A 25,813-nucleotide genomic window follows, 5' to 3' on the forward strand; every position below is an offset into this window, starting at 1 on the left:
ATTTTTATTGCAAATACAACAAAATTAGGTTATATTCAATATATTCCATTTTTGTTGCATTTGCAATAAAAACTATATGCTTAGGAGGTCATTATGAAGGAAATTCTTCGTGAAATTGGGATGATTGCCAGGGCTTTAGATTCTATAAGCAATATAGAATTTAAAGAATATGATCTCACAAAAGGGCAGTATTTGTACCTTGTCCGAATATGTGAAAACCCGGGAATCATTCAGGAAAAGTTAGCTGAGATGGTAAAAGTTGATCGAACAACAGCAGCTCGTGCCATAAAAAAACTTGAAATTAACGGATTTATTGAAAAGAAAGAAGATAAACATAACAAAAAAATTAAAAAACTCTTTCCAACAGAGAAAGGGAAACATGTTTATCCTTTTATAAAAAAAGAAAATGATCATTCGAATCGTGTCGCATTAGCGGGGTTTTCCGAAAAAGAAGCGGAAACCATTTTTCATCTTCTCCAAAGAATGAGAAAAAATATAGAAATTGACTGGGAATATGTAAAAAAGGGAAACAAGAGAGATTATTAATTTTATAAAAGGAGTTATATATGAACATGAGTATAAAAATAAAAAAGTGCAGCCGCGAAGATTTAAAAATACTCCAAGAAATAAGTATTCAAACATTCAACGACACATTTAAAGATCAGAATTCACCCGGCAATATGAAAGCCTATTTGGAAAGCGCATTTAACTCTGAACAGCTGGAAAAGGAATTATCCAATATGTCTTCGCAATTCTTTTTTGTTTATTTTCATAATGAAGTCGCTGGATATTTAAAGGTTAATACCAATGATGCTCAGTCTGAAGAAATGGGTGATGAATCACTTGAAATCGAGAGGATTTATATAAAGAACAAATTTCAAAAACATGGGCTTGGTAAATGTCTGTTTAATAAAGCTATGGAAATTGCGCTGGAACGTAATAAAAAGAAAATCTGGCTAGGCGTATGGGAAAAAAACGAAAATGCTATTGCTTTTTATAAGAAGATGGGATTTGTACAATCTGGAACCCATTCTTTTTATATGGGGGATGAAGAACAAATTGACTTTATCATGACCAAAACACTCATATAACCTTTTTTGAAAGGCGGATGATGATGTATATTCCAAAATACTTTAAGGTCACAAATGTTGATGAAATTTGGGATCTTGTTCAAGAGAACTCTTTTGGCACGATCGTCACAACAGAACAAAGGAAACCAATTGCCACTCATTTGCCTTTAGGGTTAAATAAAAAAGGTGCTGATTTCTATATTTCCGGGCATATGGCTTATGGAAATCCCCAGTGGAGAACATTTGAAACCTGTGAAGATGTGCTTGTTATGTTTCAAGGGCCGCACGCTTACATTTCTTCCTCTTGGTATGGGCATGAAGAAGTTCCGACATGGAATTACCAAGCCATCCATGTATATGGTAAAGCAAGCATTTTAGAGAAAGATGAATTAATAGAAGAATTAACAATAATGATGGAGAAATATGAAAAGCATCGAGAAAATCCCGTTTTATGGGACAAACTATCTCCTCAGCTCTTACAAAGCCAACTGAAAGGTATTGTTGGGTTTAAGATGAAGGCGGAAGAAATTCAGGCTGCATATAAATTAAGTCAGAACCGAAATGAAACGGATTATATGAACATCATTGATAAATTACAAAATGAAGGAAACCCAAATTCGAAACAAATGGCAGAACTGATGGAAAAGAGATTAAAAAAATAAATATAAGCCTACTTTTATTAAACCCTCAGATATAGAATTAATCAACGGAACGGAGCTGCCCTATCGGCAGTTTCTCTTCAGATTGTGGAACGCACTTAAATGAATTTCAAAAAAAGCCTATATCACTGATTACTTAGTAATCGGCGATACAGGCTTTATCTATCGATATTTTTAACAAGAAGCTCCCCGATTTTTTATGATTCTCCCAGTACGTTTTCGGCCATTTTTGCCAAATGCTGGGCACTTCCCGAAATTTCCTGCATTGTCGCTGAAATTTGTTCAACCGCCGCCGCTTGGCCTTCTGTGTTCTGGTTGATGGATTCAATGGAATCCTCAAGCCCTTTAAGCAGGCTGTGTATTTTTTTCGTAATTTGGTCAATCTGACCGACATTGTCCTTTGAATGAGTGGCAAGCTTGCGGATTTCGTCCGCTACGACGGAAAAGCCCTTCCCTGACTCCCCGGCTCTGGCCGCTTCAATGGCCGCGTTTAAGCCCAGCAGATTGCTTTGATCTGATATGCCTTTGACGGTAACGGAAATGTCGGCGATCTCTCCGGCGCTCTCACTGACCTGTTTCGCTTGAGTAGAAATGCCTGACATCTGTGCTGAAAAACCGTTGATGGATTCAGAAATATCTGCGACGGCAGAAGCCGTCTGCTCAACGACGGCAGACAGGCTTTCAGCCACATCATGCAGCTTTGCCGACTTTTCAAGGCTTGTACCGAGACCGACACCCCCGATGACTCTCCCGTTTTCATCATGAAGCGGAATCGCTCGGGCAATGAGCGGAAATCCGAACAGCTCTTTTGGAACCATGCTTGTTTTTTTCTGATTCGTGCGGATGGCGTCTGTAATGATGTCCCCTTTTTGCAGCGGGTCACCCGGCTTTACATTCAGGGAAAATGTCTTAGCCGGAATATTCACGATTAATTTTTCTGTATCATAAATGCCGATCGTGATATCATCCTGGATCAGGCTGTTTAAATAAGGCGCCACTTTGATAAAAGCGCCGAGCAGCCCATGTGTGTCTTGCTCCGTCTGTATACTCATCTCTTTCACTCCTTTTTAATATGGAAACTGCCGTTTTTCGTGCTGAACCGAAATCCATTTCAATGTTGTAAATTCCTCAAGGCTCCACTCGCCGTTCAGCCTGCCGAGGCCTGATTGTTTTTCACCGCCGAACGCCACATTCGGTTCATCATTAATGGTTGTATCATTGACATGAATCATGCCTGTTTCGATCCGTTTCGCAAATTCAACGCCTCGCTCAATATTTGCCGTATGCACCGCTCCGCTTAAACCGAACGGCGTAGCATTTGCGATGTCTGCCGCTTCGTCTTCTGTATCAAACGGCATAATGCAAACGACCGGACCGAATAATTCTTCCTTCGCGATGCTCATGTCCGGTTTCACATCTTTTAAGATTACAGGCTCAGCGACCGTTCCGGTAAATTCGCCGAGAAGAACGGGAACGGCTCCCTCTTCAATGGCTCTTTCTACAGACCGTTTTAAGCCCTCCGTCTGTCTCGTGTTGATTAAAGGCCCGATAACCGTATCAGGGTCCATCGGATCTCCGACCTTCAGAGAAGATACTTTCGCTTCATAAAGCTCTGTAAATTTGTCATACAAAGATGTATGAACCAGCACACGGTTTGCTGACATGCAAATTTGTCCCTGATGCGTAAACCGGCTGAACACCGCCGCATTGACCGCATATTCAATATCCGCATCCTCAAGTACGATCAGCGCGCTGTTTCCGCCAAGCTCCAAGAGCGGTTTTTTAAAGTGCTTGACCGCAAGCTGCCCGATATAGCTGCCCACACCCGTTGAGCCTGTAAATGAGATGATGCGAGGCACCGGATGCTCGACAAAACTGTCGCCGATCTCCGCGATATCTGTAACGATGACGTTCAGCAGTCCGTCCGGGACGCCGGCCGCTTCAAAAATTTTCGCAATGAGCGTGCCGCCGCAGATCGGTGTTTCCTCATGAGGCTTTAAAACGACACCGTTACCCGCTCCGAGCGCCGGCGCGACGGATTTCATCGAGAGGAAAAACGGGAAATTAAACGGGCTGATCACCCCGACGACGCCGGCCGGAATTCGGTACAGCCTGTTTTCTTTGCCGTCAATCGTCGACGGCAGAATTTTCCCTTCCATCCGAACAGGAAAGGAAGCCGCTTCTTTTATCATATTTTTGACAAGTCCGATTTCAAACTCAGCCTTCAGCCTTGTTCCGCCAAGCTCCTCCATGATCAAGTAAATGATGGCTTCTTCATGCTCTTCGATGAAAGATACGGCCTTTTCCAAGATGGAGCGCTTTTTGAAGGGATTCACTTTGTCCCATTCTTTTTTCGCAAGAGCCGCAGCGCGATACGCTGCATCTACATCATCAGGCGTCGCTTTTCGGAATGAAGTTATCACTTTTTGAGTATAAGGATTTCTGTTTTCCAATACGTTCCGGCTGCTGCCTTCCCCCCATTTGCCGCCGATAAACTGCTTATTTAGTTCTTCATATTGAAACATATAAACATCTCCCTTCAATCGAAACTTGAAAAAATTGTTGATGAGTCATTTTTTGTATCGGTTTTAACGTGAGAAAATTGAACTATTTCAGAATAAAAATACGAATCCTGACATGCACTGACGCTTTTTCGCTTCTTCCTTTTAAAGTGGAAAATTCTTTAATTGACTGTACAAAATTTCGACAATATAATACAAACGTCAATGTATATAATGATTAGAATATTATGAATTTTCCAGGTGGAACAATATGTCTTCACTTTTTCGAAAAAAGCCGCTGGCAGATCTAAAGGCCCAGAGCAAACAGACCAGCCTGTCCCGCTCGTTAAGCGCTTTTGACTTAGTCTTACTCGGAATCGGCTGTGTCGTCGGCACGGGGATCTTTGTGATTACGGGAACCGTTGCCGCCACAGGCGCCGGCCCCGCTCTTATTCTGTCGTTTGTTCTCGCGGGGATTGCCTGCGCGCTTGCAGCTTTTTGTTACGCGGAATTTTCTTCATCCATACCGATCTCGGGCAGCGTGTATACGTATTCGTATGTGACGCTTGGAGAATTTCTCGCGTTTTTGATCGGCTGGGACTTAATGCTTGAATATGTTATTGCGCTCGCCGCCGGCATGGTCATCTATATGATCTATTCGAAAAAACACAGTTTATTAAAAAGAGGCTCTTGATAATTCCTTCACCTTATGAATAATATGGTGTATGCTTCGCTTACATAGATGAAGGAGGAGAATCACTTTGGCAATTGCCGCCCCACTGAAAGAAAAGCCTGTTCAACGTCCCGAAACGACTGTGTATTCCATCTTATTCATCATCGGGATCTGCCATTTGCTTAATGATTCGCTGCAAGCGGTGATTCCTGCGATGTTTCCTATTTTGGAACGGTCGATGAGCCTTACATTCACGCAGCTCGGGATTATCGCCTTTACATTAAATATGGTGTCTTCCGTCATGCAGCCCGTCATTGGCTGGTACACGGATAAACGCCCGATGCCCTATGCTTTGCCGCTCGGCCTCACCTCAAGCATGCTCGGCGTATTAGGCCTCGCGTTTGCCCCGTCTTTTCTGACGATTTTATGCTGTGTTTTCTTTATCGGCTTGGGCTCCGCGGTCTTTCACCCTGAAGGCTCACGCGTCGCTTATATGGCCGCCGGCGCCAAACGGGGTTTAGCCCAATCGATTTATCAAGTCGGCGGAAATACCGGCCAGGCGATGGCGCCGTTAATTACCGCGCTGATTCTCGTCCCGCTCGGTCAATTCGGCTCTGTCTGGTTTACGCTTGTTGCTGCAATCGCTGTGCTGTTTTTGATTTATATCGCCAAATGGTACAGAGAACGGCTTCTTCACCTGCGCGCTTCGAGTAAAAAAACGCCTGCCGCCGCTCGGCAAACGGTGATTACAAGACCGATTATCGCTGCACTTATTTTGATCATTTTCTTAATTTTCGCGCGCTCTTGGTATATCAGCGCCATCGGCAATTTTTATACGTTTTACGCGATGAACGCTTATCATGTAAGCATCCAGCAGGCGCAAAGCTACATTTTCGTCTTTTTATTTTTCGGTGCTGTGGGAACATTTCTCGGCGGCCCGCTTGCAGATCGCTTCGGAAAGCGGAACGTGATCATCTGCTCATTGATGTCATCGGCGCCGCTAGCGATTTTTCTCCCGTTCGCGGGCCCTGTTATCGCCTATGTGGTGCTGGCTCTGATCGGTGTCGTCCTGATGTCCAGTTTTTCTGTGACGGTTGTATATGCGCAGGAGCTTGTTCCGGGTAAAATCGGTACGATGTCAGGACTGACGGTCGGGCTCGCCTTCGGAATGGGCGCGATCGGCGCTGTCGCTCTCGGCGCCCTCATTGACACGGCCGGATTGACGCCGACAATGACCGCCGTCGCCTTTTTGCCCCTTTTAGGGCTTCTCGCTTTTATGCTTCCGAGTGACAAGACGTTAAAAGAATGGCATTCATAAAAGAATCCCCCTGTCCTTTTGGCAGGGGGGATTTATGTTTCAAACGTATAAAAATGAGTGTCAGGCACAGCATACTTCGGAATAAAACCATCCCTGAAATCAGGAAACGCCTGCTGGATTTCATCTATCCATTTTTTCAGATTGGCGATATACGGTATATAAATGATGTCAACAGCTGCCTGGTCATCAATGTGATAGTACCAGCATAGGTTAAATTCGTTCTCCGTAACGAGTGTAAAGCCGGAAAAATGATAAAAAATCAGCGGAGTGTCATCTACATAAACAGCCCCGTCACGCAGGCTGACCTCATATTGTTCAATATTCCACAGCGCCGTATTGGCGCCGATTGAATTCACGACATGGACGTGTTCAAACTGTGCCGGCCACTTTTCAACATATCTTTGATCACCGTATGTCTTTTTTTCTTCATTCATCTCCACTGTACAATAGGCGATGCAATCCTGCCTCCACTGCCACACCGCCCTGTACGCTTCTTCTGTATTCTGCGCGCCGACAAAACCGGTGTTGTACTGACCCGTCCGCTTGTAATAAGGCATAAACCGTTCAGAATTGCGGTGGTCTGTCAGAAACAGCGACGCATCCGGCTTTTCCATAAACAAGCTTTCCAAGTCAGAAAAGAAAAAGAGATCGGTATCCATATGGGCAAAATATTCAGCTTCGTCATACTCGGTCATAACATGGAACAAAAACGCCGGTTTGAGCGTCCAGCAATATTCATGAAACGTCCGGCTGCTTTTTGCCTCAAGCAGCTCCGGATCCTCCATTTCATGGAGCTGCACAAACGTCACATGCTCCCACGGCACCTGCTGAAGCAGCTCATATGCTTTCAGATCGACGCACAGCACATACAGATGAAAATCGCGGCAATGCTCATGGAGAGAATGAATCATCGGCATCAATTTAAAGATATGTGTCCTCGAAACAATGGTTAAAAAATGATATTTACTCACCATACCACATCCAATTTATTTAAGATCCACATGCAGTAAATCAGCAATCAGCGCTTTGAGCGCCCTTGCAAAATGCGTGACGCCCAATTTTTTTTCCGCTTTCGAAAGAAGCTTTTGCGCCTGCTGCAAGTCGAAGCTTTTTTTCGTGACACGCGGGGCCTTCGTCCGCCAGTCAGGGTCAAGGTTGCGGTCTTTGACCACATGCAGCAGCTCGAGAAACAGGTGCAGCAGGCTTTCATATTTCTCATATTCAAGCAGCTCTTCAATGTCTGCCATGATGCTGTTCGTTAAGTCCGCGTCAAACGGGCCGTTAAACGCGAGGTGCACGCCAAGCGAGTGAATGTTGTTGTATTTGTCGCACATGTAGGCGATATTCGTCCGAATGTCATCAACAGACGCACAATTGCTCGGATGCTCCTGATGGACGCTCATGATATCGCGCCGCAGTTGAAAGGACAGCCCAGCCTGGTGCAGCCTGATGCCAAGGTCATAATCCTCAAAGCCGTACCTGACGATGCCTTCATCAAACAGGCCGAGGTCTGCCACATGCTTTCTTTTGACAGACGAATTATTCGTGATGAAAAAACGCCACGGCAGATGATAGCCCTTCAAATCATCTCCGTATTTTTCTAAAATGCTTTTGAGCACTTTAATAAAATCGGTATCTAAATCAAAGCACTTTTCGCTAAAGCTGCCGTCTTTAATCTCGCTTTCATCAAGAAGAGACTCTTTATCGCCGGGCAGCTCCTCATACAGCTCAGCGAGTTTTTCTTTATGCTCTTTTTCAAAGCGGTCATAATAAAAGCTGTAAATCCGTTTCCAGAACATACCGCACACGACAAGGCCGTCTTGATTTTCGTGCGCCTTGATATGCTTTGCCACCAAATCCTTTTCGGCCAGCATGTCACTGTCATGGAAGATTAAAATGTCGCCTCTGGCATTGCGGACCGCCTGATTGCGCCCGTATGCGATGCCTCTGTTTTCTTTAATTCTGACAAAGCTCAGCGGAAAATTCGCGCTGAACGATTCAAGCATGGATAAGGTACCGTCTTCTGAGCCGTTGTCAGCCACAATGACTTCAAACGGCTCTGTACACTCCTGTTCATTTAGAGACAAAAGACTGTTATAAAGCCTCTCCCTTGAATTATATGCGGGTACAATGACGCTTGCCTTCACTATTCGTTCACTTCCTGTATAAGATCATTTATTTGTTATCATCCTCAGATGCAAACCCGTTGAAATCAGGACGAACGGCGCTGACCGTCTCAATCACATGCGGCAGAATGTCCTGATAGAGCTGATGGACAAAAGGCAGATCTGTTCTGGTCGTCTCATGAATCAGCCGGATGTCATCGGTGCTGACGATCCGATAGCCGCTGAAATGATAAAAAATCAGCGGATGTCCGTCTTCCAGCACAAGACGCCCGTCCTTCCATGAAAATGTGTGTTTTCCGTAATTCCAATGGCCGATATTCACACCGGGCGTCGTGATGTCACATACATTCGGAAACAGATCAGACATATAATCCAAGTAGCCTTGATCCCCGAATTTCCCTTCTCCCGGAGCGTTTTTGCATTCCTCAAGGCAGCGCTGTTTCCACCACTTGAGACAATCGGTCCCGGCTTGATCGGTTTTGAAGCTGAGAAAACCGGAATTATACCGGCCTAAAAGACGCTGGAGCATGTCAATTTCCTGTTTTTCAAACGATGGGATGACGATATCGCCGCGTGACAGGAGCACCGAACAATCCGGCTGATTTTCAAAAATCGGTCTCGGATCGGCGAAGAAAAACAAATCGGCGTCAATATACGTGACACGCTCTAGGCCGGGATGTCTGTCCAGTACGGCTTCGAGAAATACCGGCTTCACCGTCCAGCAGTATTCGCTTTGATCTCTCGTTTTTTTCAGTTCAAGGAGCTCCTCGTTTTCCAGCGCAGCTATCGGAACCAAGGTGACATTCTCCAGCTGCATCGCTTTAAGCACTTGATAGGTGTCATCGTCCATACATAACGTAAAAACGGAGGCATCCGCCTGAACCTCTTTCAATGAGCCGAATAAAGCGATGGCCTGATACAGCCTTCCTTTTGATAAAACAGTGCAATATGCGCTTGTCACGTCTTTTTCTCACCTCTGTGTCAGTTACTTTTGAAAAAATGCTTTATACCAATCGATCGTTTTTTCAAGCCCTTCATCAATGGTGTGCGCAGGCGTCCAGTTCAAAAGCTTCCTCGCTTTTTCCGCTGATAAATATTGAAGCTTGATTTCGTGGCTTCCTTGGTTGAGCACCTTCGGCTTCAGATCACTGCCCATGGCCTTTAGGATTTTTTCCACCAGCTCCAGCACCGTCAGCTGAATTTCATTGCTGAAGTTGAACGCTTCTCCCGCCAGATCAAGCTCCTCCATTTTTTCAGCGAGCAGGAGGTATGCCTGCACCGCATCCTCGATGTAAAAATAATCACGGATAAACGTGCCGTCGCTGCGAATTTCAGGTGCTTCACCGTTCAGCACGAGCCGGATCGTCTGCGGGATAATCCGGTTAAAGTTCAAATCACCGCCGCCGTACAGATTGCCGCAGCGCGTGATGCAGACCGGAAGGCCGTACGTATTAAAATATGTGTGGCTTAACAGATCGGCACAGCTTTTTGATACGTCATACGGATGCTTTCCTTGAAGCGGCATGTTTTCATCGTACGGCAGATTCGGCTGATCGCCGTACGCCTTATCGCTGGAAGCAACGATGACCCGCTTGATGAGCGGATGCTTGCGGCACGCTTCGAGGATGTTCCATGTGCCGAGTATGTTGGCTTCAAAGGTGGAGATCGGATTCCGGTTCGCGACACCGACGATTGCCTGGGCTGCAAGGTGAAAAACGGTGTCAATCTCGTACTCCCCAAGCGCCCGTTCAATCACATCCAAATCTTCAAGAGCGCCGTGCACGATGTTCATTTGCTTCACTTGCTCTCCCTGATAAAGATTCGACTTCGGCACCGCGTCACGGACAAGCCCGGTGACATTGGCTCCTTGGTCAATCAGTTCCTTTACCAGATAGCTTCCTAACAGACCTGTACACCCCGTCACAAATACATTTTTATTTTTCCAGAAACTCAAAGTTGATCACCATACCTTCCATACATGTTGTCCTTGATCCCACACTTTGTTGACTTCCAACAGATTTTTATACGTATCGATCGCCGTCCAGAACCCGTAATGCCTGTATACCGCCAGTTCCCCGTCCTTCGCCAGCTTCTTCAGCGGTTCTTCTTCAAACATGACATCCCGGTCCAGAGGCAAATAATCGAATACTTTCGGGCTCAGTACGAAGAATCCGCCATTGATGATGCCGTCGCTTGAGGTTTTTTCAGAAAAGCTCATCGCCATCCCGTCTTCGACTGTCATCGTTCCGAATTGTGAGTTTTTTTCAATTCCGGTGACTGTGACGGCAGCCCCTTTTGATTGATGATAGCTGATTAAATGAAACACGTTGATGTTCGCCAGTCCGTCTCCATATGTCATCAGAAAGGTTTCATCGCCGATGACTTCCTTCGCCTGCAACAGCCGCCCCGCCGTCTGTGTATGTTCACCCGTATCTAAAAAGGTGATTTTCCACGGCTCAGACTTTCCCAATATCCGTACTTCGCCGGTAGAGCTGTCAAGCGTCATACTGTGGTTTTTCCAATCATAGTTTAAGAAGTATTCCTTGATGAGCTCTCCTTTGAAGCCAAGAAGCAGGATAAATTCGTTTACGCCATAGTATTGATAGAGTTTCATGATATGCCATAGAATCGGTTTTCCGCCTATCAAGGCGAGCGGTTTAGGACGTTCGTTGGTGATTTCGCTCATTCTCGTTCCTTTTCCGCCGCAGAGAATGACTGCTTTCATCTCTACCCCTCTTCTCTATGAATATTGAAATCGAAACCGCTCATGCCAGAGAAACCCACCCGATAATTTGTCCGATTCTCTATCACCGGTTTCAAAATCTACTGTAAGATATGAGAAATTGGCACCCTTTGTGATCAAAAGCTGCCTCTTTTTTCAGAATGATCAAGATACACAAAAAAAGAGCCTTACGGGAATATGTCCCATAAGGCTCTGTCTGCTTATTTATTGTCTTTATTGAGCTTTTCTTTGCCGTAATGATATTTGGACGGATCAACCGGCGTAAAGTCACTCATTTTGTGGAATCTGAGCAAGTCTTTGTACATGACGCTGTCTGACAGTTTCAACTGCTCTGTAACTCTTGCTTTCAGGTTCTTCGTTTCTTGGTTGCCTTTTAATTCTTTCCCTGTCTTCGTATCGTAAACGACGTTAGAGATAGATGTGTATTTCGGTGTAACGTAGTCCCCGTTTCGGAATGTGACCGTATCATCATGATCTTTCGAGAAGAGGTCCGTACCGAAATTAATATATTTCTTAGAGTCAATGCCTTCAAGATGAAGGACGGTAGGCATAACGTCCATTTCACCGCCGTACGTATGGTTCACTCCGCCTTTTTTGCCCGGAATGTGAATCATAAACGGCACGCGCTGGTTTTGAGCGTTTTGATAAGGCGTAATCTCTTTGCCGAGAATTTGTTTCATCGCGCGGTTATGGTTTTCAGAGATTCCATAGTGGTCTCCGTAAATCATAATCACTGAGTTATCATATAAACCCGATGCTTTTAATTCTTTAAAGAATTCTTCAAGCGCTTCGTCAAGATAACGGGCGGTTTGGAAATAGTCATCAACCGTCGCGTCTCCTGTCGTCGCTTTTGCGATCGTTGCGTCTTTTTGATCAAGCGTAAACGGATAATGGTTCGTCAGCGTAATTAAGTGCGCATAGAACGGCTGTTTCAGCGATTGAAGCTTAGGAATAGATTCTTTAAAGAATGGTTTATCCTTAAGTCCCATATTCACAAGGTTGTCTTCAGACATATCGTATGTGCTGGCGTCAAAGAATTTATCGTAGCCGATATGTTTGTAAATCTGGTCACGGTTCCAGAAGGATTTGTAATCACCGTGCATGACCGCGCTTGTATACCCTTCACTTTGGTCCAGGATGGCAGGCAGTGATTGATACGTATTTTCTCCTTTTGTCACGAAGGCTGACCCTTCAGGCAGACCGAACAGACTGTTATCCATCATCAGCTCGGCATCAGATGTTTTCCCTTGGCCTGTTTGGTGGAAAAAGTTATCAAAGTACGTCATGTCATCTCCGCCGCGGGCGAGTTTATTCAAAAACGGCGTGACTTCTTTCCCGTTCAGCTTGTAGTTGATCAGGAACGACTGGAAGCTTTCTAAGTGAATCTTAATAATATTTTTGCCTTTGGCCTTACCGAAATACTCGGCGTTCGGTTTCGCGTAATGCGACGATGTGTAGTTCTCAACGCTCGTCAGGTCATCACTGCTGGCATATGCCCGCTGCGTTTCCGTCTGCGCCGTCTGCACGCCGTCATAAATCGTGTAATTATACAGGCCTAAATACTTCACAATGTAGTTCCGGTCAAATGTTCTTGTTAACAGTTCCGGACGGTCTTCTTCGGCAATCGATAAGTTAATGAAGAACAAAATAATTCCCGTAACGATGATTAATGATGCATACCGTTTTTTCAGTTTAAATTCTTTCAGTTCACGTCTCCACACCAAGAGTGCGATTAAGATAATGACGTCAACAAAGTATAAAATATCATGGCCGGACATAATGCTGAAAATGCCGTCTCCCATATTTCCGACATTGCCTGATTGCTTCAGGTTCGGGAATGTCAAGAAATCGTCGAAGAAACGATAGAATAGAATGTTTGCATACAAAATAAACGTCATGATGAAATCAATGACCACCATGATAATCGCTGATTTGCGGCCTTTCGCAAACAATGCCAGTCCTAAAAAGAAAATGGCGCTTGAGAACGGGTTAATCACAAGCAGAAACTGCTGTGTCGGACCCTTTACCCCAAGGTTGAATTCAGCATGATAGGCTAAATACGTTTTGGCCCAAAACAAAATAATAGCCAGTACAAAAAAACTAAGTCTGTAAGAAAATAATTTCTTCATGGCAACCTCTACTTTCCTAAACACTTTAAATCTGTATTCTTACTTTTTGCTTCAATTCCTGCTTTCCGTGCAAAATGAAAGCATCACACAGCCCCATAAACACACCATTTAAAAAAAACGATATATTTATCATTCGTGTCATGCCCTTTGAACATCTATCCCGCCAGCCATTAGACGCAGGATATCCGCTCTTCGTTTCACATTTTTTTCTCTCATAAAAAGGATACCTGAGTCAGACCCCGTCTGGAAAAAGAATAGATACCGAATATAAGAATAACACAAACTGCTAAAAAACGAAAAATGAATATAGCAGACGGCCGCCTATTGGCAGGCTGAAGTTATTGTATGCACGGGGATGTAAAAATATGAATACTTTTCTGATTGATGCAAAAAAGACTGGATGTTCCAGTCCTCATTTGAATGCTTTTTAAATTCCAGCCCAAACATCTTTCGCATAGATGCCTTTTGTTTGGAGGTCTCGGAGCCACTCTTTCGCAGCCTGCTCTTCTGTCCCATGAACTGTCTGATACGCTTTTTGCAGCGTCGCCTCTACATCAGGCGCCATTTTGCTGCCGTCGCCGCATACGTAAAGGTGCCCTCCCCGGTCAAGGATTGAAATTAATTCCTCGGCATTCTCCGCCATTAAGTGCTGTACATACGTTTTGGGAATGCCCTCTTTGCGGGAGAAAGCCGTATGGAGCGTTACAATTCCTTCTTTTTCATATGCCTCAAGCTCGTCCCGGTAAATAAAATCGTTATCGTTTCTGCATCCGAAATACAAATGAGCCTCACCCAGCGTCTTTCCTTCCCGCTTCAATGCCGCGCGTGCCTGCAAGAAACCGCGGAATGGGGCGACACCGGTCCCCGGGCCGACCATAATGATCGGTGTTGCAGGATCTTCCGGAAGCTGGAAGCGGGTTTCCGGCGTACGGACAAACATGATAATATCATCCCCCGCCTTACGGTCCGCCAAGTAATTCGAAGCGACTCCGCGATATTCTCCCAGGCCGCTCCAGGCAGGGCCGCGAACGACGCCGACTGTAATTGAAGCTTGTTCTGGATTTTCCCTGGGGGAGCTTGAGATCGAGTAATACCGCGGTTTCAGCGGGCGAAGCAGCTCCAGGAAACGTTCAAACGGAAGCTCACACGCTTCATATTTTTCAAGAAGATCGAGCATTGAAATGCGTGATTTCAATATTTGTTCCTGATAAACGCCCTCCTCCAGAAGATCTTCCAATTCACGTTTATGCGGAGGACAAACCGTATAGGCAGCCAATTCCCGGATTTGAGCCCTTGTCGCCGCTTCCTGAATCTCGATGCTATAGCTTAAAAGATCGTGTAAACTGACCGGCCGATCCAGCGGAAGATGGGCTGCACTCTGCCCGCTTGCCGTCAGGAGCACTTGGTCATTCCCATTTAAGCCGAATCTTCGGAGAATCCTGCTGATTTGTTCCCGGCTGTTAACAGGCAGCACCCCAAGGTGATCCCCCTCTTGATAAGCAGCCTCTTTCGGCAAAGTGATTTCAATATGCCGGGTGCTTCGCCCGCTATTGGCCGCCTGAAGCTCACGGTTTTCCGCCACAGCTGCATAAACCGCTTCGTACGACCGGGCTAAAGGAGAGCCGCCCAGCCCGCTGACAAACTGAAGGCTCAGTGTACTTCGTTCCTTTTCAGCATTTTCATTAAGCTTGAGTCCGAACGTTTTTATCGCGTCTTCCCACATGCTCCGTTTCCACTCGTCAAGCTGGCCTTCAAAATCACCGCTTACATCACCCTCGCCGCGGGGGGAAAACCGCTCTGCTCCTTTTTGGGCAAGCTTTTCATCAATCAATCTCGGCACATCTTGGTATGTGGCGGCCCAATTATGATCTCCGCAGCCAAACACAGCATATTGAACACCCGCCAATTCACCTGGCTGGATTTCTTCCAGCCATTGAACGAATTGTCCCGCATTGGTTGGGGGCTTTCCGTTATAAGAGGATGTGATGATCAACAGCGCTCCTTCTTTCGGCAGTTGCTCAATCCGATCGTTAAGCGGAGCTGTTTCAGTCCGGACGCCGTGCATACTGGCAGTATCGGCAAGTTCCCTCGCGACGCCTTCTGCGGTTCCTGTATCAGAGCCGTAAAGAATCAGCAAAGGACGATTATTGAGCCCGATAATCGATGCGGCTTTCTTTTCTTTTTTCTCCCGCTGGACATCCGGCGTTTCTTTTTCAGCAGACAGGACGGCCGGATGGACGGCTTCCCTGTTTCGAGGCTGCACTCGAATGTTAAAATCACCCGGCTTGAGTGTTAATGTTTGTTTGATATCCAATTCATAATCTGTATGATCAATGAATGTAAATTGCTGAAGAATCATGCCCAGCACGAGCGTTGCCTCATGAAGGGCGAATTGCATGCCGATACATGCCCGCTGGCCGTTTCCGAACGGTTTGTAGGCGTGATGCGGCACTTGATCCAGATGTTCAAACCGGTCCGGATAAAACTCTTCTGCATTGTCTCCCCATGCGTCTTTGTCACGGTGAAGCTGAGGGATTAAAACGGATATTCTGTCTTTTGTCGAGATCGGATATTTCCCCCCGATCACCGTGTCTTCCTTTGGATAAAGGCTGAACGCCGGAGCCGTCGGCCATAAGCGCAATGCCTCATTCAAAATCATTCGGATATATGCAAGCTCCAATACTTGTTTATAGGAAGGAACAGGGTCTGTTAATACCCGATCTACCTCTTCATAGGCTTTTTTCAAGGTATCGGGGTTTTTTATTAAAAAGTAGATTGCAAAGGAAAGCAGGCCGCTCGTTGTTTCATGACCTGCGATTAAAAACGTGATGATTTGATACCGGATATTCTCATCATCAAGTTTCTCCCCTGTTTCCGGGTCCTCCACATTCAGCATACGGGCAAGCAGGTCTTTTTCATCCTGATGGCCGTTAGACTTACGCTCCGCAATAATGCTGTCGACCAATGAAAACATGTTTTGAATATCATGATGAAATTGGCGCTTCGTCCTGATCATGAGCTTATCTTGAAAATCAAGGCGCTGCATTTGATGCATCGCTTCATCAAGCGCGCGCACCATACTGTTGATAAACGGGTGAGGCGTCTCTCTGTAATAACTGTTAAATCGATAATTAAATCCGCACAAACCGATCGTGTCTAATGTCAGCCGGGTCATATCCGCTGGCACATCCACAACCTCATCAGGGTTAAGCCGGGCCCATTTTTGAATCAGCTGAACCGCAATATCAGTCATCATGGAATGATACTCTTTCATCGCACGCTGACTAAAGGTGGGCATAAGAATATTGTGCGCTTTTCTCCAGTTAGGCTCATGCGTCCAGCTTGTAAATAATCCGTCTCCTGCAAAAGCACGGACTTTTTCCAAAGCGCCTTCTATACTTTTATCAAAGCGGGATTCATCACAGACCTCGGCCACTAATTCATGGCCGGAAACAACGATGATGGTGCCGGCCGGCGTATGCAGCTGAAAAATGGGACCCTGCTCTTCCGCCAGTTTGATAAGTGACAGAGTCGGCCTGTCTTTATCAAGTAAAGGAAGATTTCCGAGCGGCCCGAACGTTTTCGGCTGCGGAATCGGACTTGTTTCCTTCATCAAAAACACCCTTTCTGAAGTTTTATGCCTTCCTTTACACTACAGTGCCCTTTAAAGCCTGCGATTATCCGCCCCTGTGGATGATTCCGCCAATTGACGGATGATCGCGGTTTTTTCTATACTTGAGAGGTTGTCAAATACGCTAACAAGGTGAGTTCACATATGGATTTTGAAATCAAGTTTTTATCTTTTTATGTCATTCAAGTCGAAGGAAAAGACGAACAGGCAAACAAGCAGTTCAAACATTTTCAGACACTTGATACGGAAGAATTTGAAGAAAGCGAGCTGAAGGATTTTCTCGACGGCGAATTGAAAAAAATCGTTAAACGAAAAGCCGACCGGCATCCTCAATCCGAGCAGGTTCCGACAAAAATCGGCCATTTTCTCGTGGAGCCCGGCCATGAGCTTGATTCAAATCCGAATTATAACCTCTTCAACCGCGCCCGGCTTGCGGATACAAAGGAAGCATTTATTGAGGTAAGCGAGCAGTTCGTCCGCACCTACCTTGACACGAGCGCGGTGCGCGGCGGCGTTTTCATCGTGGCATCAGCCGTGCCTCGCAAATACTTTGAGGACAAATTTGTCTTTATGATGAAATGTGATTTTGAGCCGAAAGTCGCCCGCATCTCAGACACAGCATCTCTTATCAAAAAGGTCGAGATGGCCATCACGACGAAAAACATGAAAAGCATCCAATACCCTTACATGCCGGAAGAAGGAATGGTCGAGGAGCACGAGCTGAAAATTCACCAATCCTCCCACGCCCGTTATTTTGAGGACTTTCTCAAATTTGTCGAATACGGCGAATCTATGCCGGAAATTATGAAAAACCAAGTCATGAACATGGTGCAGGAGCACGTGTACGAAACATTTGAAGAAAACAGCGAAGAGCTCCAGCAGTTTGAGCACGACATTGAAATTTGGGAAGCGAGCGAAAAGCGGGAAATTCAGGAACGCCTCGACACCCATCAAGTCATTGAAGCCTCTGCGCAAATCATCGAGCACTCACCGGAAGCAGAGCTGAAAATGAAAGTCGGAGAAACGGAGATTAAAGGATTGCTTGCCGATTTCGGCGATTCGATACATCTCGCAAAAGTAAACGGGCGTTACGTCGCGCTGATTGAAGCAGAAACGATTTCGTTTGAAAAGGGCAGTTCACCGGTGGAGTTTCACAAGCCGGAGGGGCTGCATGAAGTGATTGAGCGGATACGGAATAAAACCGAACAAGAATGACAAAAGTCCAGACACCATGTTCTGGACTTTGTTTTTTCCTCATAAGGATCTTTCAGCAAACCTCAGCACTCACCGATGATCTCCTGCACACCCAGCTCTCCCCTTATCTCGCGGCGGATGATTTCAGATAATAGATCCTGCCCCTTTAAAACCCGCTCCGCCCGTCTGTCAGCAAAATCACCGGTGTCACGGAGAGTTTCACTCATGCAGAAAAATCAGCCTTCACAAAAATACTGGAAGGGCTGCTTGACAAGCTGAAGCTGTTTTCTGACGGCAGACAGTAAAAGGCCCCCCTTAACCAAGGGCGCCTTTTAAGATTAATCATCACTATTCAAAATCCCGAAAAACCGAAGCAGGTTAATAAATAGGTTGATAAAGTCGATGTAGAGTGTCAATGCCATCAAGGGAATCATATCCGCCGTGATGTTCCGGTGTTTGATCTGGTTCAAATCGTACAAGATGTACAATGAAAATACAATCGTTCCGATCACGGAATACGCCATCATGGCGGCGGAATTCAGCGGGCTGAAGATATTAAAGATTCCCACCGCAATAAGTGCGATGACCGCGACAAGCAAAAAGGACCATAAAAACGACAAATCCTTTTTCGTCTTAGCGCCGATCGTGCCGAGCACCGCAAAAATCACAAATGAGGAACCGAACGCTTCCAATACGACATAGGCACCTGCTGCGGAGGCGTAATGGCTGATAATCGGAAACAGCGTCATTCCGGAAATGAAAGCGAATGTAAAGACAAACGCATATCCGACGGCTTTCTTTCTGCGCAGCCAAAACGCGGCGATGATCATAACCACTTCCGCAACAGACAGCGGCAGCATCAAAGCCGGCGGGACGAATTGGCCGATATAGAGGCCGATTGTCGCAATAAGCAGCGTAAATACAAAAACCGTTATAATGCGCTGCATAATAGATTGTTTACTCTCATAAGCAGTAGCTTGCATGTCAAATGTCCTCCCAAAAAATGATCGTTATAGGTCTATTATAAATAAAATGGGAGAAATTTGTATGATTTTAAGAAGATTTTAAGGATGTTCAGGCCTGCTGTTTTGCTGCGCACTCCTGCACGTTCATAAAATCATGCAGCTTTTTCGCCAGTCCGCCGTGTCCGAACCTGATCTTCTTCTCCGAGCCGGGCGTTTTCACAAAATCGAGAAACGCCAGCACATAAATCCGCCTTATGGCAACGGGAATGATGCCCGCGTCATAAAACCAGCCGTCAATCGTATTCAGCACCCCTTTATTGATTCCGTACTGCTTCATGCACCAATGCAGAAAGCGTACTTCAGGCAGGTGCAGATATTTGCTTTGAGGGAAAGAATTGTCTGCTCGTAAATGTTTCAATATGGGCCGCCTCCCGTCACTGGTTTCTTCCGTTTACGATTTCTGTTTTGCCTCCTTGCTTTGCAAAGAAAAACGATATTTTTCCACTTTATCAATTTGTGTAACTTGGGAATTATGAACCGTAATCTGAACTGTTCCAAAATCAATGGTTTCCAGCGCACTGATAATTTTTTCAATCACATGCGGATCAACGTTTGCTTTGGATATCATCATGCTCCCCCTTTGCTGATCATCATTAGGATTTTTAATTCATACTATTCTCATAAGAATAATGATATTACTTTCCAACCGAGAAATCAACATCGTTCCAACAATTTTCTGAATGTTTTTGTCATACAAAAAAGGCATATCATCCATAACGAGGGATGATATGCCCTTCATTCCTATTATATTTCCTCAATGATGCATCTGACGCCCATACTGGCCAGCGCCTGCTCCAGCGTTCCATAGGTTTGGTATTCGGAAAAATCCAGCCCCAATTGGATGGATGTCTGCGCCACATCGGGACGTATACCGGAAAAGACGGTTTTGATGCCTAGCAGAAATAATGTTTGAGACAGCGTATACAATTGCTGCGCCACCATTGTATCCACAATCGGCACACCGGACAGGTCAATCACAAGGCTTGTAATTCGTTTCGAGACGCAGTTTTCCGGAACCGTATCCAAAATGACGCGCGCCCGTCTCGTGTCAATCGTGCCGATGAGCGGCAAAATACCGACGTTATCGGCGATTGAAATGACCGGGCATCCCAATTCTAAAATCAGCTCCTGCTGAGATGACAGTCTCGATATCATTAAATTTTGGTACTGCTCGGTAAAATCGGTGATTAATTGATCAAATGAGCTGTTCACGAGATGATTCCATCGGCGGGCGTCTTCGTTTGTAATAATGTCCCAATGGTCATCCATAAAACGGGTGACCGCATCCCAAAAAACGGTTCGTGAATTGCCGATCGCTTCTACAACCTCGTGAACATGCGCATCCTGCTCCACCCTGCTTTTCGCTACCGTTGCGGCTCATTTTTCCTTATTGTTTTGAAATATGGCCGGATCATCTAAAAAAGCACTCGCAATGGTTGTATTCGTAAAGGTATGCTGTTCGATTAACAGCTCCTTCATTTCCGGGCGTAATTGATCGGCAGAGTAAAACCGCCCTCTCAGTTGCCGTCTCAGCTTGAGCCAGCTTTCAGTCAGCTCAGCCGAATGTTTGATAATATAATGATGAAGTAATTGGTCTTTGTTCAAATGACGTCTCCTCTTTCACGCGTTTGTCCTATTTTTAAATTATAAATAGGAATTGCCAATCGTACTAGAGGCAATGGAGGCGAGTCAACACATTGAGGGCAATCGATTGCTTTTTTCGTTTGCAGGATACACTATAAAGAGAAATGAAACAGGAGGTCAATATGATGATTAAAAAAATCGCTACAGTCGCCGTTTACACTGATGATCAGCAAAAAGCAAAGAAGTTCTGGACAGAAAAAGCAGGGTTTGAGGCCGTCACTGAGCAGCCGATGGGCCCGAATGCATTCTGGCTTGAGGTGGCGCCAAAGGGTGCCGATACTCATTTGGTCATCTATCCGAAAGCGATGATGAAAGGGTCAGAACATATGAAAGCTTCTATCGTATTTGAGTGCGAGGATGTCTTTGCCGCATACGAACAAATGAAAAAGAACGGCGTCACGTTTTTAGATGAACCGAAACAAATGGAGTGGGGCGCCTTTGTTCAATTTAAAGATGAAGACGACAATGTCTTCCTGCTGAAGGCGTAACACCCGGTCGGCATGTTCATTGACTTTGAGAATCATTTTCATTTACAATATATGAAGCAAGAAAAAGATTGGAGAGATTTCATATGTTCGTGCAATTAAGAAAAATGACCGTAAAAGAAGGACATGCCGATAAAGTCATAGAACGATTCAGCTCTGAAGGTGTCATTGAAAAGCAGGAAGGCTTAATAGACGTAACGGTGCTTGAGAAAAAAGTCCGCCGCGGCGATGAAGAAGTTGTCGTGATGATCCGCTGGGAATCCGAAGACCATTGGAAGCAATGGGAAAAAAGCGCGGACCACATAGCAGCCCATAAAGCAAACCAAGGCAAGCCCAAGCCTGATTACATGCTGGGGACAGATGTCGGCATGTACCATGTGAGGGCCGTAAAACAAGGCGTGCACGGGAAATAAAAAAGAGCTTTTGCCGCAGGCAAAGCTCTTTTACTTTTTCTCCTCGTAAGGGAGAACATAAATTGGTTTATCAGCCTTCCATTCCGCAAATAATACATTCTCTGCCCGGCTGATGTTTCGCTTTTTCAGCTCTTCTTCCAGCTGCCGCTCTTCCAACCCGGCTTCTTTAAGATTTTCATACAGAACCTCGCCGTCAATGATGAGCGTGACTGGTAACGTCACCTGCTTCGGCTTGATCTGCAAATCTCCGTTTGTCGGCGTATCGTGGATAAATTTCGGCAGCACGCTGACTAAGCCGTTTGTTTCTAAAATTGCGTATTCCACTTCTTGAATGGAAAAACAATTGGCCTGTCTGAGAAGGCTTTGTAATTGATTGATGTCCAGTTTATTCTTTTTCAGCACATCATATTTGAGCTTTCCTTTGCGGATGACAATATTCGGCTCGCCCTCTAAAAGCTTTCTCGAGCCTTTTACTTTTTGAGTAATCAGTTCAATGAGAAAAATCAAAACGCCCCATAAAAGAGAAGCGAAAATAATTTCCCATATTCTGACCCCTTTGTCATACACCGCATTACCGACCAATTCGCCGAGAATTAACGCGGATATGAAATCGAACGGCGTAATTTGTGAGAATTGTGTCTTTCCTAACAATTTTAAAATCACAAATAAAATGCCCAAACCGCATACTAATTCCCAAGCAACTGTGATTAAATGTCCCATAATTAGCACCTACTTCTTAAAAGTCATTACCATTATGGACATTCGCCTGTTTTCTATACAGCGGCTCAATACACAAAAAACGCAGCCTATGCCGCGTTTACCGTTTGCGGCCTGATCTGACGATTCGAAAGCACACCTCTGCGACATAACCGGCAACAGCACCGAACCCAGCAAAAATTGCAAGCAGCCCGAGGCCCATGCCTTCCCAGCCGCCGACTCCGAAAATACTGTATACTACCATTCCGAAAGCAAGAAGAGCCAAAATGGCCAACAGCCATTCCGGCCACATCTTTTTCGGCCATTTTCTGCGGAGGAAAGCGGAAATCCCGCCTGCTATACAAAACGCGAACAAACCGATCAAATAAAAATAGCCCCTGCTTCCGCACCCCAATCATGTAAAAAACGCAGCCCTTTATTTTGCTATTTCTTTTTCAAACAAATGATAGTCCGCGGTGCTGCCTTTTGATTCATACCCCATCTGGCTGTAGAACGATTGAAGCGCCTTATTTTCAGACACGCAGTCAAGGCGGATTTTCGTTTTTCCCGGGCAATAAACGCCCGTTTCAGCCCAAGATAGAATGGTCCGGCCCAGATCGCAGCCGGCAAACCGCCTGTCAATCGCGAGCCGATGCAAATACACAGACTCCCCATGGCCGTCTTCGCCCCACAGCTGTCTGCCCCACTCGCTCGCTTCGGGAAGCAGCATGACAACACCGGCCAGTTCTCCGTCCCGTTTGAATAAAAAAACATGCCCATCGGCGACCGAGCCGCGCATATTATGCGTATCTTCACCGTGTAAAAGGCCGCTCCACTGATCAGACCCTTTTCCGCGAAGCCATTTCGCCGCCGATACGAGCAGTTCCATGACCGCTTGAGCATCATCCGGCTGTGCAAGAGATGCTTGGAAGATCCCGGCTTTATCGTTTGTAATCGTAAAAGGTGTCATAATGGCCTCCTGTATTGTCAGAATATTTAACACCTTTATTATAAAACAAACCCTGGCCAGAAAAAAACAGCCTTCATCATAGAGGGCCGTTTTAAAAAATCTTCTTCTTGCCGCGTTCTTCCTTCAAAATCTCAACCGCTTCCCTGAAGCGCATAGAGTGGACGATTTCCCGCTCGCGCAAGAAACGAAGGGAATCATTTAAATCGGGATCATCTGAAATGTCAATAATCCACTGATATGTCGCTCTTGCCTTCTCTTCTGCCGCGATATCTTCATATAAATCAGCGATCGGGTCCCCCTTCGCCTGTATGTAGGTTGCAGTAAACGGAGCACCGGCCGCATTTTGATAAAATAGCGCGCTGTCGTGATTGACATAATAATCACCAAGCCCCGCGTCACGCATCTGCTGGGGCGTCGCGTCTTTTGTCAGCTTATAAATCATCGTCGCAATCATCTCTAAGTGCGCAAATTCCTCCGTGCCGATATCAGTTAGCAGACCGATGACCTTATCAGGTATCGTATAGCGCTGGTTTAAATACCGGAGCGCCGCGGCCAATTCGCCGTCCGCCCCGCCGTATTGCTCAATGAGATATTTGGCAAGTATCGGATTGCACGTGCTGACTTTGACAGGATATTGCAGTTTTTTTTCATATATCCACATTCACTGATCCCTCCTTATACTTGCCATGGCCAAGGACCGCGGCTCCAATCCCACTGCGCCCCAGCTTGGCTGACGCCGTATTGCAGAAGCGGGCCGTATTCCGGCTCAAACCGTTTTCTGAGCTGCTTCGAGTACCGGGAATATTCATGAAACTGCTGAAGCGCGAGGCGGTCATGAGGATGCGTATCAAGATAAAGCGTCAGTTCCACCAAGACAAAATCCGCCGCTTGTATTTGCTCCAGCAGCCGATAATATTCATCATCAATCTTTTTCGCCATATTCGATTCCCCCCCGATAAGGATTATCATAGAAATCATACAGATCCTTCCAAAGGGTTCCTTTCTTTAACGCCTCCATCGGAGAAAATTGCTCTAAATGATACGGCTGAAACCTCATATATAGCTGCGGCGGCGTACTGTAATACTTTCTGCCGATCGGCGGGCACGGATCAAACCTGCTGTGGAAGGGCTTATAGGATTTGATCGGTGTAAACGGCTCATTTTCTTTCATGACGATCCTCCTTTCAGAAACACATGACCTTAATAGGTATGAACATGGAAAGGCATTTATGCCTTTGCGGTTCAGGATCATTTCGCCCAAAAAGAGCTCAGCATGCACAAAGGCACGATCTGAGCAGCAAAAAAGTCCGCTCATAAGAACGGACTTCAATGTGACTGATTTGGAATTTCAAGTAACAATTTTATCAATTAAAACTCTGATGGAAACGATCATAGTTTTTCAACGAATCATCCGTAATTTGTTTATCATACTCAGGATATTTAAACCCTAATGCAGAAGCCGCTGACTTTGAATATGTTCTAAAGAGATCATAACAATCAAATAATGCCTTCCACACGCTTTCATAAGTATTGCCGACATAAGTATTCAGCAGGGTTTCCCAGTCTTTTGCTTTCATGTATTTTTGAATATACTTGTAATTCTTTCCTACACTTAAGGACTTATTTTCTATTCCAATATTCCAAGCAATCATACGCAATACATTAGGTCTTAATATGCCGTTCATGTGATCCAGCGCATACAGTATTTCGTTACGCATTAATCCTTTAATAACATAGGTTGAAACCATCCAAAATTCATTACAGCAATCATCAAACTCCCTGGAAGTTGGTTTCTTGATATGATATTGTTCATCAGCCGCAATAATTTTGCGGCGGATTCGGTCATCCTTGTCTAATAATACTTCCGCCAAACCATCACTCTCTTCAAAGTAATGCTCTGCCTGATTTACGGGGATTAACGTTAAATCAATTTTATGTTCATCTTTAAAAAGCATTAAATAGGAAAACCAGCCTCCTAGCTCTGGAGGGAAAAGTTCCATATCTTCAGGTTTTTGCATCATCATTCTTTCGCCAAATTGATCCAGCCAACCATCGTCAGACGTGAAAGAGTCCATATCGGTCACAAAATAAGAAACATCGTAGTCTTGAAATCGGTCTCTCGGTACATGTTTATTGGTTCTGGAACCCTCCAAAGTGACAAGGCGGATTCGCTCGTCCTTTTTTGCAACATCAAGAATGATTTTCATCATTTCGCTCTCACTTCTCACACATAATACCTCCTGACATTTTAAAATATTGATTTTTCCCCAAATAACCTAAAAGAAATTTTATGAAATTCATTTTACTGGACGCAGTGCAGAAAAACCTTATGTACTTGTTGATTGATGATTTTCTCTGCGACTTGATCCAACAGTATAAATCCAGCTTTAAGAACATGAGAAAGACACTCTTGCTGATAAAGAGTGTCTTTCTCTTATAATAAAATTAGGCATACTGGCCTGCCCGATGATGGAACGGGTAATGATGGTATCCGCCATAGCCCCCGCCATAACCGCCATAGCCCCCGCCATAACCG

At 45.3% G+C, this 25,813-nt stretch carries 28 protein-coding genes and 1 pseudogene; 8 read left to right on the forward strand and 21 right to left on the reverse strand.

Going from position 1 to position 25,813, the window contains the following annotated elements:
• The first annotated feature begins 93 nt into the window (after positions 1 to 93).
• The 3 genes from AXI59_RS02850 to AXI59_RS02860 are packed head-to-tail and all read left to right on the forward strand — an operon-like array spanning position 94 to position 1,732.
• On the forward strand, positions 94 to 546 hold the full coding sequence (locus tag AXI59_RS02850) for a MarR family winged helix-turn-helix transcriptional regulator (RefSeq protein ID WP_061527327.1): 453 nt from the start codon (positions 94 to 96) through the stop codon (positions 544 to 546).
• Between the two features lie 26 nt (positions 547 to 572).
• Entirely contained in the window at positions 573 to 1,091 is a 519-nt protein-coding gene (gene paiA, locus AXI59_RS02855; protein WP_061527347.1) for a spermidine/spermine N(1)-acetyltransferase, read from the forward strand.
• A 23-nt stretch (positions 1,092 to 1,114) separates the two neighbouring features.
• The gene (locus tag AXI59_RS02860; protein ID WP_061527328.1) at positions 1,115 to 1,732 is read left to right on the forward strand and encodes an FMN-binding negative transcriptional regulator; all 618 of its coding nucleotides are present in this window, start codon (positions 1,115 to 1,117) and stop codon (positions 1,730 to 1,732) included.
• Between the two features lie 194 nt (positions 1,733 to 1,926).
• Here AXI59_RS02860 and AXI59_RS02865 read toward each other — a convergent pair whose 3' ends face one another.
• The gene (locus tag AXI59_RS02865; protein ID WP_061527329.1) at positions 1,927 to 2,781 is read right to left on the reverse strand and encodes a methyl-accepting chemotaxis protein; all 855 of its coding nucleotides are present in this window, start codon (positions 2,779 to 2,781) and stop codon (positions 1,927 to 1,929) included.
• A 15-nt stretch (positions 2,782 to 2,796) separates the two neighbouring features.
• A complete protein-coding gene (gene yfmT, locus AXI59_RS02870) occupies positions 2,797 to 4,254 on the reverse strand; it encodes a benzaldehyde dehydrogenase (RefSeq protein ID WP_061527330.1) in 1,458 nt (485 codons plus the stop codon).
• A 247-nt stretch (positions 4,255 to 4,501) separates the two neighbouring features.
• Here yfmT and AXI59_RS02875 point away from each other — a divergent pair, with 247 nt between their 5' ends.
• Positions 4,502 to 4,924 carry an amino acid permease gene (locus AXI59_RS02875; RefSeq protein WP_061527331.1) on the forward strand — a complete coding sequence of 141 codons (423 nt, stop codon included), beginning with the start codon at positions 4,502 to 4,504 and terminating at the stop codon, positions 4,922 to 4,924.
• A 67-nt stretch (positions 4,925 to 4,991) separates the two neighbouring features.
• Positions 4,992 to 6,221: an MFS transporter gene (locus AXI59_RS02880; RefSeq protein ID WP_061520276.1), complete on the forward strand. Its 1,230-nt coding sequence runs from the start codon at positions 4,992 to 4,994 to the stop codon at positions 6,219 to 6,221.
• Positions 6,222 to 6,253: 32 nt separating this feature from the next.
• Here the strand turns inward: AXI59_RS02880 and AXI59_RS02885 are convergent, their stop codons facing one another.
• The 7 genes from AXI59_RS02885 to AXI59_RS02915 all read right to left on the reverse strand — a co-directional run bounded on the left by AXI59_RS02885 (position 6,254) and on the right by AXI59_RS02915 (position 16,832).
• On the reverse strand, positions 6,254 to 7,192 hold the full coding sequence (locus tag AXI59_RS02885) for a hypothetical protein (RefSeq protein ID WP_061527348.1): 939 nt from the start codon (positions 7,190 to 7,192) through the stop codon (positions 6,254 to 6,256).
• Between the two features lie 15 nt (positions 7,193 to 7,207).
• Complete coding sequence (locus tag AXI59_RS02890) at positions 7,208 to 8,368, reverse strand: glycosyltransferase family 2 protein (RefSeq protein ID WP_061527332.1); 1,161 nt, start codon at positions 8,366 to 8,368, stop codon at positions 7,208 to 7,210.
• Between the two features lie 28 nt (positions 8,369 to 8,396).
• On the reverse strand, positions 8,397 to 9,308 hold the full coding sequence (locus AXI59_RS02895) for a putative nucleotide-diphospho-sugar transferase (RefSeq protein WP_061527333.1): 912 nt from the start codon (positions 9,306 to 9,308) through the stop codon (positions 8,397 to 8,399).
• A 24-nt stretch (positions 9,309 to 9,332) separates the two neighbouring features.
• Positions 9,333 to 10,301 carry a GDP-mannose 4,6-dehydratase gene (locus AXI59_RS02900; RefSeq protein WP_061520272.1) on the reverse strand — a complete coding sequence of 323 codons (969 nt, stop codon included), beginning with the start codon at positions 10,299 to 10,301 and terminating at the stop codon, positions 9,333 to 9,335.
• Between the two features lie 6 nt (positions 10,302 to 10,307).
• Positions 10,308 to 11,072, reverse strand: a complete 765-nt coding sequence (locus AXI59_RS02905; protein WP_061527334.1) for a glucose-1-phosphate cytidylyltransferase — start codon at positions 11,070 to 11,072, stop codon at positions 10,308 to 10,310.
• Between the two features lie 218 nt (positions 11,073 to 11,290).
• A complete protein-coding gene (gene ltaS, locus AXI59_RS02910; RefSeq protein WP_061527335.1) occupies positions 11,291 to 13,219 on the reverse strand; it encodes a lipoteichoic acid synthase in 1,929 nt (642 codons plus the stop codon).
• Between the two features lie 427 nt (positions 13,220 to 13,646).
• Entirely contained in the window at positions 13,647 to 16,832 is a 3,186-nt protein-coding gene (locus AXI59_RS02915) for a bifunctional cytochrome P450/NADPH--P450 reductase (protein ID WP_061527336.1), read from the reverse strand.
• Positions 16,833 to 16,994: 162 nt separating this feature from the next.
• Between AXI59_RS02915 and AXI59_RS02920 the strand changes: the two genes are divergently transcribed.
• Entirely contained in the window at positions 16,995 to 18,065 is a 1,071-nt protein-coding gene (locus AXI59_RS02920; protein WP_061520257.1) for a DUF3900 domain-containing protein, read from the forward strand.
• A gap of 62 nt (positions 18,066 to 18,127) precedes the next feature.
• On the opposite strand, the gene AXI59_RS19660 is transcribed toward AXI59_RS02920, so the two are convergent.
• From AXI59_RS19660 to AXI59_RS02935, 5 genes and pseudogenes are all read right to left on the reverse strand, one after another.
• A complete protein-coding gene (locus AXI59_RS19660) occupies positions 18,128 to 18,271 on the reverse strand; it encodes a hypothetical protein (protein ID WP_156476215.1) in 144 nt (47 codons plus the stop codon).
• 111 nt (positions 18,272 to 18,382) lie between these two features.
• Entirely contained in the window at positions 18,383 to 19,027 is a 645-nt protein-coding gene (locus tag AXI59_RS02925; protein ID WP_061520255.1) for a Bax inhibitor-1/YccA family protein, read from the reverse strand.
• Positions 19,028 to 19,118: 91 nt separating this feature from the next.
• The gene (gene ribR / locus AXI59_RS02930; protein WP_061527337.1) at positions 19,119 to 19,427 is read right to left on the reverse strand and encodes an FMN riboswitch-binding regulator RibR; all 309 of its coding nucleotides are present in this window, start codon (positions 19,425 to 19,427) and stop codon (positions 19,119 to 19,121) included.
• 33 nt (positions 19,428 to 19,460) lie between these two features.
• The gene (locus tag AXI59_RS19105; RefSeq protein ID WP_064485270.1) at positions 19,461 to 19,637 is read right to left on the reverse strand and encodes a YezD family protein; all 177 of its coding nucleotides are present in this window, start codon (positions 19,635 to 19,637) and stop codon (positions 19,461 to 19,463) included.
• Positions 19,638 to 19,813: 176 nt separating this feature from the next.
• A pseudogene (locus AXI59_RS02935) lies at positions 19,814 to 20,674 on the reverse strand (STAS domain-containing protein).
• 164 nt (positions 20,675 to 20,838) lie between these two features.
• Between AXI59_RS02935 and AXI59_RS02940 the strand changes: the two are divergent.
• Together AXI59_RS02940 and hmoA are read left to right on the forward strand one after the other, a co-directional pair.
• Positions 20,839 to 21,201 (forward strand): VOC family protein, encoded by a 363-nt coding sequence (locus tag AXI59_RS02940; RefSeq protein ID WP_061520253.1) that lies wholly within the window; start codon positions 20,839 to 20,841, stop codon positions 21,199 to 21,201.
• An 83-nt stretch (positions 21,202 to 21,284) separates the two neighbouring features.
• The gene (gene hmoA / locus AXI59_RS02945) at positions 21,285 to 21,611 is read left to right on the forward strand and encodes a heme-degrading oxygenase HmoA (protein ID WP_061520252.1); all 327 of its coding nucleotides are present in this window, start codon (positions 21,285 to 21,287) and stop codon (positions 21,609 to 21,611) included.
• Between the two features lie 30 nt (positions 21,612 to 21,641).
• On the opposite strand, the gene AXI59_RS02950 is transcribed toward hmoA, so the two are convergent.
• The 7 genes from AXI59_RS02950 to ant(6) all read right to left on the reverse strand — a co-directional run bounded on the left by AXI59_RS02950 (position 21,642) and on the right by ant(6) (position 25,505).
• Positions 21,642 to 22,331, reverse strand: a complete 690-nt coding sequence (locus AXI59_RS02950) for a DUF421 domain-containing protein (RefSeq protein WP_061527338.1) — start codon at positions 22,329 to 22,331, stop codon at positions 21,642 to 21,644.
• Between the two features lie 97 nt (positions 22,332 to 22,428).
• Positions 22,429 to 22,692: a YesK family protein gene (locus AXI59_RS02955; RefSeq protein WP_240491479.1), complete on the reverse strand. Its 264-nt coding sequence runs from the start codon at positions 22,690 to 22,692 to the stop codon at positions 22,429 to 22,431.
• 51 nt (positions 22,693 to 22,743) lie between these two features.
• Complete coding sequence (locus tag AXI59_RS02960; RefSeq protein WP_061527340.1) at positions 22,744 to 23,277, reverse strand: GNAT family N-acetyltransferase; 534 nt, start codon at positions 23,275 to 23,277, stop codon at positions 22,744 to 22,746.
• A 91-nt stretch (positions 23,278 to 23,368) separates the two neighbouring features.
• The gene (cotJC, locus tag AXI59_RS02965; RefSeq protein WP_061520248.1) at positions 23,369 to 23,938 is read right to left on the reverse strand and encodes a spore coat protein CotJC; all 570 of its coding nucleotides are present in this window, start codon (positions 23,936 to 23,938) and stop codon (positions 23,369 to 23,371) included.
• A gap of 14 nt (positions 23,939 to 23,952) precedes the next feature.
• Positions 23,953 to 24,216 (reverse strand): spore coat protein CotJB, encoded by a 264-nt coding sequence (cotJB, locus tag AXI59_RS02970; protein WP_061520247.1) that lies wholly within the window; start codon positions 24,214 to 24,216, stop codon positions 23,953 to 23,955.
• Positions 24,200 to 24,448 carry a spore coat associated protein CotJA gene (locus AXI59_RS02975; protein ID WP_061520246.1) on the reverse strand — a complete coding sequence of 83 codons (249 nt, stop codon included), beginning with the start codon at positions 24,446 to 24,448 and terminating at the stop codon, positions 24,200 to 24,202. The genes cotJB and AXI59_RS02975 overlap by 17 nt, the downstream gene beginning before the upstream one ends.
• Positions 24,449 to 24,641: 193 nt before the next feature.
• On the reverse strand, positions 24,642 to 25,505 hold the full coding sequence (ant(6), locus tag AXI59_RS02980) for an aminoglycoside 6-adenylyltransferase (protein WP_061520245.1): 864 nt from the start codon (positions 25,503 to 25,505) through the stop codon (positions 24,642 to 24,644).
• Between the last annotated feature and the right edge of the window lie 308 nt (positions 25,506 to 25,813).

This window comes from Bacillus nakamurai (assembly GCF_001584325.1).
GTDB classification, from domain to species: domain Bacteria; phylum Bacillota; class Bacilli; order Bacillales; family Bacillaceae; genus Bacillus; species Bacillus nakamurai.

Excerpts from the sequence above, each read along its gene's own strand:
- AXI59_RS02850 (WP_061527327.1), top strand. The coding sequence starts at position 94 with ATGAAGGAAATTCTTCGTGAAATTGGGATGATTGCCAGGGCTTTAGAT.
- paiA (WP_061527347.1), top strand. The coding sequence starts at position 573 with ATGAGTATAAAAATAAAAAAGTGCAGCCGCGAAGATTTAAAAATACTC.
- AXI59_RS02860 (WP_061527328.1), top strand. The coding sequence starts at position 1,115 with ATGTATATTCCAAAATACTTTAAGGTCACAAATGTTGATGAAATTTGG.
- AXI59_RS02865 (WP_061527329.1), bottom strand. The coding sequence starts at position 2,781 with ATGAGTATACAGACGGAGCAAGACACACATGGGCTGCTCGGCGCTTTT.
- yfmT (WP_061527330.1), bottom strand. The coding sequence starts at position 4,254 with ATGTTTCAATATGAAGAACTAAATAAGCAGTTTATCGGCGGCAAATGG.
- AXI59_RS02875 (WP_061527331.1), top strand. The coding sequence starts at position 4,502 with ATGTCTTCACTTTTTCGAAAAAAGCCGCTGGCAGATCTAAAGGCCCAG.
- AXI59_RS02905 (WP_061527334.1), bottom strand. The coding sequence starts at position 11,072 with ATGAAAGCAGTCATTCTCTGCGGCGGAAAAGGAACGAGAATGAGCGAA.
- ltaS (WP_061527335.1), bottom strand. The coding sequence starts at position 13,219 with ATGAAGAAATTATTTTCTTACAGACTTAGTTTTTTTGTACTGGCTATT.
- AXI59_RS02915 (WP_061527336.1), bottom strand. The coding sequence starts at position 16,832 with ATGAAGGAAACAAGTCCGATTCCGCAGCCGAAAACGTTCGGGCCGCTC.
- AXI59_RS02920 (WP_061520257.1), top strand. The coding sequence starts at position 16,995 with ATGGATTTTGAAATCAAGTTTTTATCTTTTTATGTCATTCAAGTCGAA.
- AXI59_RS19660 (WP_156476215.1), bottom strand. The coding sequence starts at position 18,271 with ATGAGTGAAACTCTCCGTGACACCGGTGATTTTGCTGACAGACGGGCG.
- AXI59_RS02925 (WP_061520255.1), bottom strand. The coding sequence starts at position 19,027 with ATGCAAGCTACTGCTTATGAGAGTAAACAATCTATTATGCAGCGCATT.
- AXI59_RS19105 (WP_064485270.1), bottom strand. The coding sequence starts at position 19,637 with ATGATATCCAAAGCAAACGTTGATCCGCATGTGATTGAAAAAATTATC.
- AXI59_RS02940 (WP_061520253.1), top strand. The coding sequence starts at position 20,839 with ATGATTAAAAAAATCGCTACAGTCGCCGTTTACACTGATGATCAGCAA.
- hmoA (WP_061520252.1), top strand. The coding sequence starts at position 21,285 with ATGTTCGTGCAATTAAGAAAAATGACCGTAAAAGAAGGACATGCCGAT.
- AXI59_RS02950 (WP_061527338.1), bottom strand. The coding sequence starts at position 22,331 with ATGGGACATTTAATCACAGTTGCTTGGGAATTAGTATGCGGTTTGGGC.
- AXI59_RS02960 (WP_061527340.1), bottom strand. The coding sequence starts at position 23,277 with ATGACACCTTTTACGATTACAAACGATAAAGCCGGGATCTTCCAAGCA.
- cotJC (WP_061520248.1), bottom strand. The coding sequence starts at position 23,938 with ATGTGGATATATGAAAAAAAACTGCAATATCCTGTCAAAGTCAGCACG.
- cotJB (WP_061520247.1), bottom strand. The coding sequence starts at position 24,216 with ATGGCGAAAAAGATTGATGATGAATATTATCGGCTGCTGGAGCAAATA.
- AXI59_RS02975 (WP_061520246.1), bottom strand. The coding sequence starts at position 24,448 with ATGAAAGAAAATGAGCCGTTTACACCGATCAAATCCTATAAGCCCTTC.